The 10,131-nt window shown below is 66.4% G+C and carries 7 protein-coding genes; 2 read left to right on the forward strand and 5 right to left on the reverse strand.

Annotation, left to right across the window (positions count from 1 at the left end):
• From BM064_RS25755 to BM064_RS25765, 3 genes are all read right to left on the reverse strand, one after another.
• A partial coding sequence (locus BM064_RS25755) for a DUF8189 domain-containing protein (protein WP_092866217.1) occupies positions 1–2,015 on the reverse strand: 2,015 nt, incomplete at its 3' end.
• A gap of 113 nt (positions 2,016–2,128) precedes the next feature.
• On the reverse strand, positions 2,129–2,611 hold the full coding sequence (locus tag BM064_RS25760) for a hypothetical protein (protein ID WP_092866220.1): 483 nt from the start codon (positions 2,609–2,611) through the stop codon (positions 2,129–2,131).
• A gap of 142 nt (positions 2,612–2,753) precedes the next feature.
• Entirely contained in the window at positions 2,754–3,098 is a 345-nt protein-coding gene (locus BM064_RS25765) for a hypothetical protein (protein WP_092866223.1), read from the reverse strand.
• Positions 3,099–3,833: 735 nt separating this feature from the next.
• Here BM064_RS25765 and BM064_RS25770 point away from each other — a divergent pair.
• On the forward strand, positions 3,834–6,080 hold the full coding sequence (locus BM064_RS25770) for an ATP-dependent nuclease (RefSeq protein WP_092866226.1): 2,247 nt from the start codon (positions 3,834–3,836) through the stop codon (positions 6,078–6,080).
• Positions 6,077–8,029, forward strand: coding sequence for a UvrD-helicase domain-containing protein (locus tag BM064_RS25775; RefSeq protein ID WP_092866229.1), 1,953 nt, complete (start codon positions 6,077–6,079; stop codon positions 8,027–8,029). Before BM064_RS25770 ends, BM064_RS25775 begins: the two co-directional genes overlap by 4 nt.
• 547 nt (positions 8,030–8,576) lie before the next feature.
• On the opposite strand, the gene BM064_RS25780 is transcribed toward BM064_RS25775, so the two are convergent.
• Both BM064_RS25780 and BM064_RS25785 read right to left on the reverse strand, forming a co-directional pair.
• Complete coding sequence (locus BM064_RS25780; protein ID WP_092866232.1) at positions 8,577–9,833, reverse strand: phage/plasmid primase, P4 family; 1,257 nt, start codon at positions 9,831–9,833, stop codon at positions 8,577–8,579.
• A partial coding sequence (locus BM064_RS25785) for a transposase domain-containing protein (protein WP_143103472.1) occupies positions 9,805–10,131 on the reverse strand: 327 nt, incomplete at its 5' end. The genes BM064_RS25780 and BM064_RS25785, both read right to left, overlap by 29 nt.

Here is a 10,131-nt window from a genome sequence, read left to right on the forward strand (position 1 = left end):
AGGGCCAGCGCCTCGCGGTCGCCCGAGAGGTCGAAGCGGAAGTCTTCCACATTGGCCAGGTTGTGCCGGATCGTCGCCCAGGTCGCCGGCGCGTCGTCGCGCGAGGTCCCGGACAGGGCAAGGTCATAGCCCGCCGCAGCGGCGTCCGCGGCCCGGGCGGCCGCGCCAGGATCGTCCCGCCGCTTCAAGAGCCGGGCCTGCGTGAGCAGCGCGCTGGCGCGGTTCTGCTGGGTCGCGGCCCAGTCGGCGGGCATGGCCTCTCGGGTCCTGACCTCGAGGGCGGCGTCGTAGCCGCGCACGGCCTCTTCCAGCACGCCAGGGTCCTCGGCGAGCTCGCCCAGGCTCCGCAGCGCGTTGGCGCGGTTCTGCTGGGTAGTAGCCCAGTCGGCGGGCATGGCCTCCCGGGTGAAGACCTCAAGGGCGGCGTCGTAGCCTTGCATGGCCTCTTCTAGCAAGCCCGGATCCCCGGCGAGCCTGACCAAGCTCGACAGCGCGTTGGCGCGGTTCTGCTGGGTCGCGGCCCAGTCGGGGGGCATGGCCTCGCGGGTCCTGACCTCGAGGGCGGCATCGTAGCCTTTCACGGCCTCCTCCAGCACGCTCGGGTCCCCGGCGAGGTCGCCCAGGCGCTGAAGCGCGTTGGCGCGGTTCGACTGGGTCGCGGCCCAGTCGGCTGGCATGGCCTCGCGGGTCCTGACCTCGAGAGCGGCGCTGAAGCCTTGCACGGCCTCGGCCAGCACGTTCGGGTTCCCGGCGAGCTTGCCCAGGCTCTGCAGCGCGCTGGCGCGGTTCGACTGGGTCGTGGCCCAGTCGGCGGGCATGGCCTCTCGGGTCCTGACCTCGAGGGCGGCGTCGTAGCCGCGCACGGCCTCTTCCAGCACGCCCGGGTCCCCGGCGAGGCCGCCCAGGCGCTGCAACCCGTTGGCGCGGTTCGACTGGGTCGTAGCCCAGTCGGCGGGCATGGCCTCGCGGGTCCTGACCTCGAGGGCGGCGTCGTAGCTGCGCACGGCCTCTTCCAGCACGCCCGGGTCCCCGCCGAGGGCGCCGAGGCGCTGCAGCGCGTTGGCGCGGTTCTGCTGAGTCGTGGCCCATTCGGCGGGCATGGCCTCGCGGGTGAAGACCTCGAGGGTAGCGTCGTACCCGCGCACGGCCTCTGCCAGCACGCCAGGGTCCCCGGCGAGGTCGCCTAGGAGCTGCAACGCGTTCGCACGGTTCATCTGGATCATGGCCCAGTCCGCGGACATGGCCTCGCGGGTGAAGACCTCGAGGGCGGCGTCGTCGCCGCGCACGGCCTCGGCCAGCACGGCCGGGTCCCCGGCGAGGTCGCCCAGTCGCTGCAGCGCGATGGCGCGCTGGCCCTGAAGCGTGGCCCATAGCCGGTCCTGCGTTGGCCGATCGACGAGCGCGAGGGCCCGGTCGCACAGGCCGACCACCTCCGGCGCCCGCAACGGGTCGTCCTGCATCGGGCCGATCCGGGCGAGCAGGTCGCCGAGCTCGCCCGTCTCGCCGCCGCTGACCTCGGCAGGTCTCAGCTTCTCCGCGAAGGCCGCCGCCACCCCGACCTCGGCGCAGCGGTGGAACAGGACCAGGTGCTCTTCCACCTGCGCCCGCGCGCCCGGGTCCTCCTGCGCGTCGCGGATTTGCCCGAGGATCGCCAGGGCGGGGGCGCCGAGCAGTTCCGGGTCCGCCTCCAGCAGGCGCCGGGTCTCGTTCCAGGTCTCCGCCGTCAGCGCCGCCATCAGCCGCCCGGCGAGATCCGGCGCCTGCGCCGTCGCCGCCATGGCGTCGAAGACCGCGGCCACGCCCTGCTCGGCGCAGGCGCGCAGCAGCGCGGCATGCGCGGCGCAGGGCCGGCTCTTCTCCGCGTCGTCCTGCTCGGACCACGCGCGGGCCCAGTCGTCCAGCCGCTCCGCCGCTTGCGGTTCCAGCAACGCCGGCTCGGTCTCGAGAAGGCCGCGCTTGGCGTCGACGTCGGAGGTCAGGAAAGTCTGGAGCAGGTCGTCGAGGGCATCGGGCAAGGGTCAGGGTCCGGGAATGACTTCTGGGTGAATCGTCGGGACAGGGTGCGCGGGCCGCGGACCGGATGGCAAGCGGAAGGGGCGGCCCCGCTCGCCCGGCCCCGCCCCTTCGCTCAGTCGTGGAGTTCCTGGACCAGCCGTCCCACGCCGAAGCTGCGCACGACCAGGCCGCCCGGGCGGACGGCGTCCTGCGGCACGTCGATGACGTTGTGCGCCGTCAACTCGCCCGCGTCGTGCAGTTCGCCCCGGCGCTCCAGGCTGCCGAGGTTGAACATGTAGACGATCCACGGCGCCCGCACCGTGGCCCGCAGGTAGTTGCCCGCCGTCACCGCCGGCCGGCTGCAGTCGGCTCCCGCCAGGCAGGCCTCGCCGCGCGAGATCCGCCCGGCCGAGGCCATCACCATCCCCGGCGGGGCGACCTCGACCACCTCGGCCTCGATCGCCGAGACGTTGCGGCGGCGGGCGCGGAGCTGGTCCTCGGCGTCGAGGACGTCGAAGAGCCCACCCGCCCGGGCGGGTGCGGGAGGGGCGAGCGCCGCCGGCGCGGCGAGGGCGGCGGCGACGAGGACGAGCGGCAGGGCGCGGAGAAGTGGCATGGCGGAAGCTCCATTGGCGGCGGCGGCACGGGGGCCGGGCCGGGCGATCCGCGCCCGACCCGGGGGGGGCGGCCCTCCCGGCGGGAGGACCGCGAGGGCGCGGCGAGCGGGGAGAGACGTCGCCCGTCGCACCAGGGGCCGATCAGTTGAAGATCACGCCCAGCACGCCCTGCTGCACCACCACCGCGGCGTCGCCCGAGACGTGGTTGTCGGCGATCGTGACGTCCTGCTCGTGGAAGCCGGCGGAGATCGTGGTGGCGTTGATCTCCGCGCGGTCGCGGCCGTCGGACCGCATCACGATGGCGACGTCGTCCTGCTGGACGGCGACGGTGGCGCGGCCCTCCACGGTGTTGCGCTCGATCGTGACCTCCTGCTTCTTGTAGCCGAGGCTGGCGGAGTTGATGGTGGCGCTGAGCTCGGCCGCAGAGGCGGCGTTCGCGGCGAAGAGCGCGGCCGCCGCGGAGGCCGCAAGGAAAAAGCGCTTCATGGATATCTCCTGTTGCGCAGGCGGGAACCGGGGGCGACCCGGCAGGGCCGACGGCGTCAGGCCCGAGGCAAGAGGTGCCTGAGGCGGGCGGCCTGCGCAGGCGGCGAATCAATGTCGAATTGACGGCGGTTCGAATTGCTGGGAGCGATGCAGGGCCCACGGTGATCGAAGGCGGCGTTCCGCAGGGCCAACAACCACAACCCAAAAACAACCCTGGCCGACACCGCGGACTTGTGGAGAAAGCGCGGCGCGAATTAACCCACGTTGAGGGTAGCGGGAAGGACCCAAGGCGGGGCCGTCAACGCGCTGAAAATTGTGGCACATCCAGCCCCTTCTGGAGAAAGTCTATCGATTCCGAGTATTTCCGGCCCAATTGGGGCTCCCAGACAATCTAACCATTCAGCGCCTCTCAAGGTGTTGGGCAGAAGGAGGCGGGGAGCCGTCATACGCTGCAAGCGAATGAGAGCCCTTGGGCATCCAATGGCGCGGCAATCTAGAAGAGGGGCTACGGTGAAAAAGTAGGCGCCAAGGCCTCTGGCGTTTCGCCTCGCGGCCGGTAAGAGGCCCGCCACCCAGTATGCGATTTCCACCGCACCGCTGTGAGTGCTGAAAGCGAATAGCCTGACATGGGAAGACTGGCAGGGCCCCTGGCGGTTGAGCGCCTCTACAAAACCGCAGGGCGAGTATGTATACAGACACCAACGCAGAAATTCCTGCGAGGGGGACGCTGGCATTATGAAGATCGCACGCATTGAAATTTTCAATTTTCGCAAACTGCGGCGCGCCCGCCTGGACATGTCGGACAAGCAGACTCTGCTCGTCGGGGCCAACAACAGCGGCAAGACATCGGCCATGAAGGCCCTGCGCAAATTCCTCAAGGATCGCGACGGCGTCGACACCCGTGATGTGACAGCCTCAAACTGGACCGCGATCGAGCAGATCGCGGGTGCCTGGACCCAGGAGGCCGAGCCAGATCTCAGCCTGCTCCAAGACCAGCTCCCGTTCCTCGACGTCTGGCTCCATGCCAAGACGTCAGAGCTCCACCATGTCGCGCATCTGATCCCCACGCTTACCTGGACTGGCGGCCTGCTGGGCGTACGCCTGCGCCTCGAGCCCAAGAAAGGCGCCGACATCAAGGCGGACTACCTCGCCGCGCGCCAAGACGCCGAGGCGCTGCAGCCGGCAGGCGCGACGGCCAACGGTTTTGCGCTTTGGCCGCGCGATTTTCGGGAGTTTCTGGATAAACGCCTGAAGGACCTGTTCGAGCTCAACTCCCATCTTTTGGATCCTGCAAGCTATACGGCATCCGGGGCAGTGGCGCCGCCGCCCCTGCCACCCCTGTCAGAGGGGATCGGCCCCAACCCCTTTGCCGGTCTCCTGCATATTCGTGAGATTAACGCGCAACGCGGGTTCGCCGATGCCGGTGACGGGAAAGGCGATGATGGTGAGCTCGTGCATGCCGCTAGCCGCAAGATCGCAAGTCAAATCGAGCCCTATTTCCGCAAACATATTGACCCTGAAACGAACCCCACGCCGAACGACGTCAAAGCGCTCGAGGCAATTCACGATGCCGAGACCACCTTTAATGCCCGTCTCAAGGATGGCTTCGCCAATGCCATCGCAGAACTGGAGGGACTCGGCTACCCTGGCGGACTTAACAATCCGAAACTTTTCATTGCCACGCAGATCAAACCCATCGATGGGATCGATCACCCAGCGGCTGTGCAATACGATATCTCGGGCGACACATCCGGCGTGAAGCTGCCCGAAAGCTACAACGGCTTGGGCTTCCAGAACCTGATCTCCATGGTGTTTCAGCTCATGCGGTTCCGAGATGACTGGATGCAGGTAGGTAAGTTCAAATCACAGGTGGCGACCCCGGAGGACAAGGGCATCGAACCCCTGCAACTGGTCCTGGTCGAGGAGCCAGAGGCGCATCTGCATGTTCAGGTGCAGCAGGTCTTCATGGCCAGGGCCCACAAGGTGCTGCGCAACCATACAGATCTGGAGAAGGAGGACTCCGCTTTTACCACGCAGCTGGTCGTGAGCACCCATTCAGGCCATATCGCGCACGCGGCTGTGTTTGAGGAGCTGCGCTATTTCAAACGCGAGCTGCCAAGTCACGGAGTTGTGCCCACAGCCACTGTGGCGAATATGACGGGGCTTTTTGGCGAAGACACGGAAACCCGCCGCTTCGTGACGCGGTATCTGCTGAGCACACATTTTGATCTGTTCTTCGCCGACGCCATTATCGTGATCGAGGGCGCCGCAGAGCGGATACTGCTGCCGCATCTAATCCAGCATCACTACCCTGACCTTGCAGTGGCTTATCTATCCTTTCTACAGCTGGGGGGCAGCCACTCGCACCGCATGCGCCCCTTGGTCGAGGCGCTGGAGGTACCGACGCTGATCATCACCGATCTCGATGCAGCGACGAAGATCAATAAAAAGACCAAGAAAGGCGAAAGTAATTCCTGGGAGTCGGCCCGGCCGCGCTCGGGGGGCGCTCAGGAAACCACGAACCACGCTCTGAAAACCTGGCTCCCCGAGATTGCAGAGGTCGACAAGCTGATGGTCGCGCCGCCAAATAAGCTCTGCCATACCGATGCCACCCAAACCATCGCCGTCTCCTATCAGACCCCGCAAGAGGTGACGCAGGGCACGCAGACCCAGACCATCACGCCCAGCACGTTCGAAGATGCTCTCGTGCTGACCAACCCGAAAGCAGTGGAAGACGCTGCGAAAGCGGATCTGGCCTGCCTCATGACCCGTGATTTTTGCAAATACATCGCTGACGCGTCCACGCCTGAGGAACTCGCCACGGCGCTCTTTGATCGGTTGGCTAAAAAACCTGAGAAGGCCGCCTTCGCGCTGGACCTCCTTTATATCGAGGACATCAAAGTGCTTCGGGCGCCGCCCTATATCGACGCCGGCCTGACTTGGCTCGCGAGCCGGTTAAAGGGCGGCGAGGGTGCGATATGACGGACCTGACCGACGCCACCCGCGACGCCAGCGCCGACAAGACAATCCGCGCGTGTCTGTCCCTCGATCAGCCGCGCAGCTTCTTTCTCTTTGCCGGGGCTGGATCGGGCAAGACGCGCTCTCTCAAGGACGCACTCGAGGGGTTGGACACAGAGACCCTGACTACCTTGCGCAAACACAGCCGCAAGATCGCCGTGATCACCTATACCAACGCCGCTGCAGATGAGATCACGCGCCGCGTCAAGGCCGATCCGGTGTTTCAGGTGCAGACCATCCACAGCTTCGCATGGTCGCTCATCGAGGGGCGAACAGCGGATATTAGGGGCTGGCTGGAGAGTAACTTGCAGACGGAGATTGCCGAGATCCAGGCAACCCATGCGAAGGGCCGGGCGGGGACCGACGCCCATGACAAACGCGTCAAGAAGATGGCCTCCAAGACAAAGCGGCTGGAGGACCTGGCCGCGATACGCGCCTTCACCTACGCGGCCGTGGGAGACAATTTCGGCCGCGATGCGCTGCAACATGCCGAGGTCATTGCGCTCGCCGCGCATTTCCTGACTGAAAGCGAGACATTTCAGAACATCGTTCTGGCGCGCTACCCGTTCATCCTGATCGACGAGAGCCAGGACACGATGAAGCCATTGATGGAGGCGCTCTTGTCCTTCGAGGCTCGCCATCGCGGCCGCATCGCCCTTGGGTTGCTAGGTGACACGATGCAGCGCATTTACTCCGATGGTTTGCGCGATCTCGACAAACGGGTGGGGGATTTCGCTCAACCGACCAAACAGATGAACCACCGCAGCCGCAAGCGGATCGTGGACCTGGCGAATGCGATCCGGCGCGACGATGATGGCCGCCAGCAGCGGGCGCGCGAAGACAAACCGGGTGGCATCGTGCGCGTCTTCCTTGCACCTAGCGAGGGCACGGATCGCGCAGCCTTTGAAGCCTCCACCAGAGTGGAGATGGCCCGCATCACCGGAGACCCCGCGTGGCAGAACGCGGAGGCGATCAAGACCCTGACGATCGAGCGTCACATGGCCGCCGCGCGTCTTCGTTTTAGTGAGCTGTTTGAGCCCCTGAGCAAGCCCGACACGCTCAAGGATGGGTTTCGCGATGGCACCTTGCCCGCGATGCGGCTTTTCACTCACCGGGTCTTACCGTTGGTGACGGCACAAAGGAATGGGGATGCCTTTGCCGCAATGGCGGTGCTGCGCGACGGCTCACCGCTCATCGACAAGAGAGGTATCCGGGCGGGACGCGGGGGCCAAGGCACTGGTCTTAATGCAGCGCGGGCGGGCGTCGCAGCGCTGATGACGCTATTTAAGGACGAACGAGATCCGAGTTGTGCCGAAGTGTTAACGGTCGTGGCCGAGCACCGGCTTTTCCCGATCCCCGACCAGCTTCAGCCCTGTTTGCCTGACGACAGTCCAGCGGCCCAGTACATGGCCGACATCCTTGCCGAGCTGGACTTGACCGCGCCCTTGGCTAAACCACCCACCGAAACCACCATCGTCGAGGCTTGGACGCAGGCGCTTGAGGCCCCGTTTTCCCAGGTGGAGCGCTACCTCGCCTATGTCGAAGACCGCAGCCATTTTGGTACCCACCAAGGGGTCAAGGGGCTCCAATTTCCCAGGGTCATGGTGATCGCCGATGATGCCCATACACGCTTCAAAGGCCTCGCCTCTTACGAGACACTGTTCGACGTAAAGGGCTTGTCCCCAGCCTCTCAGAAAAAGGCGGATCAGGGCGAAGAAACCACTATCGAGCGCACCCGCCGCCTGCTCTATGTCACCTGCACCCGCGCCGAAGAGAGCCTCGCACTTGTGCTCTATTCAGAGGCCCCGGACACAGTCCGCAGGTTTCTGATCTCCAAGGGATGGATGGCTGATGAAGAGGTCGTGATGGCTGCCGCCGATGGGTCCCAGCAGCGAGCTGCACTACAGCGCTGAACTATTTCTCTAATCACCAAAATGGGCGAGCGCTGGCGGGCTAACGTCTGGATCTGTGGCTGGTGATGTCGTGGCCATGATGTCGATACCGTCATGGTCATTTGGCGCAGCGAAATCGGGCTTGCTGCTCGCCAGTTCGCTATTCAAGGCGTCGTTGGCCGATGCTCCATTTTCGTGCACCCGCGCGCTGTGTGGTGCCTTTGTTTCAGGCCAACTGAATAAATATTTTTAAGGGGGGAGGGAAGGGAAAAGACTCTCGAAGAGGGGAAGGAAGACACTCTGAACAATAGAAAGGCACGAAATTCCTGCCCGTTTGTCCCAACTGCCCTGCGGCTCTGGAATCGCTGGATAAATTGTCGCCGGCCGCCGCCCGTGGCGTCCCACTCTCCGCCCTTCATGGCGCCCGCCGCGACCACGGGGCGCCGGGATGTGTCGCAACGGCGATAGCGGATGGAGGCCGGGACGGATGCCAGCCGAGCGAGGTGGGGACAGGGTCGGCGCCCTGTCCCTGCTCCATCGCCGCCGCGGTCGGCGGCCTGCGCGAGGCTCAGTCGCTCGGCGCGTCGTCGGCCCCGTCGCTCGCCCAGGCGATGTCCTCCCAGTGGAGGCGTCCGCCCGACGTCTTGCGGGCGACGTGGCCCTTCTCGGTCATGATGCGGTTGAACGCGTCGCGGGGCAGAGGAGGGGCCATCTCGCGGGCGGCCCAGCGATCGTAGGCGTCGAAGACCGCCTGCTTGCGGAGGCGCTTGCCGAGGCGATGGACGCATCGGTCGGCGAGGAACTCGCCGACCGGGTCCTCGAGGGCCTCGAAGCTCTCGCGCTGCTCGCGGGCGGCAGGCGGGGCGTCGAGGCCGCGGGCGCGGGTCGCGAGCCAGCCCTCGATCAGCCAGTTGAGGATCGCCGGGGCCTCGGCTCTCAGTTCGGCCTCCAGGTCGCGCTGGTCGCGTCGGCGGCCGGGCGGGAGCTGGTCGAGCCGCGCCTCGAAGGGGATGAAGACCATGCGGCGGCGCGTGCCGTGATCGTCGGTGGCCAGGCGTGGAGTGCGGTTGCAGGTGATCACCGGGAGGCCGGTGGGCGTATAGACGAACTCGCGCTCGCCGTAGGGCGCGCGGATCGGGCGGGGATCGCCGCCGGTGAAGGCCTTGAGCTTCTTCGCGCTGAGGCGGTCGGAGCGGTCGGGCTCGGGGCAGAGGAACAGGCGGGCGCCGGGGAGGTTCATCTCCTCGGGGCTGGGCGCGCCGGCGGACTGGGTGCGGGTCTCGAGCAGCAGTTCGATCCGGCAGGGGGCGGCGTAGTCGCCCAGCGTGTAGGCGACCGCGTTGACGAGCGTCGACTTGCCGTTGCCGCCCTCGCCGCGCAGGAACAGGGCGACCTGCTGGTCGTTGCGGCCGAAGACGGCGAGGCCGAGGGCGCGCTGGAGGAAAGCGCGCATCTCGGGATCGGGCATCACGTCCGACAGGAACCTGTCCCAGGCGATGCCGTCGGCGTCCGGGTCCCACGTCGCGCGGGCGACCTTGGTCAGGCGATCGCCGGCATCGTGGGGGCGCAGAGGCGTCCGAGGCTGCGATCCGTCGCTCGCTTCGTTGCCGCGGCGACTGGCCGCCAGCGCCTCCAGGTCGAGCGTGCCATTCGCGCAGTTCAGAAGCGACGGACAGGCGTCGAAGCCGGAGGCGTCCACCTGGAGCAGGGCCTTCAGGAGCTCCATCGCCGCCTTGATGCGCCCGGTATTGCCGCAACGCTCGGCATGCTTGCGATGTAAGCGTCCGGCCTGACCGCTATCTGGCGTAATTCCAGGGGAGCAGATCTCCGATCCTGTTGATCTTGCAGTCCGGGATGCGGGCGAGGGTGTCGGCGAGCCAGGCCGTGGGGTCGACGCCGTTGAGCTTCGCGGTCTCGATCAGGGTGTAGGCGATGGCCGCTGCACGGCCGCCAGCCTCGGAGCCGATGAAGAGATAATTCTTCCGTCCCAGGGCGATGGCGCGCATGGCCCGCTCGGCCGCGTTGTTGTCGATCTCGAGGACGCCATGGTCGAGCCAGGGCCGCAGGCGGGCTATCCGGGCCAGGGCATAGCGGATCGCGGCGGCGAGCGGCGTCTTGGCGGA

It is taken from the genome of Albimonas pacifica, assembly GCF_900113695.1.
GTDB classification, from domain to species: domain Bacteria; phylum Pseudomonadota; class Alphaproteobacteria; order Rhodobacterales; family Rhodobacteraceae; genus Albimonas; species Albimonas pacifica.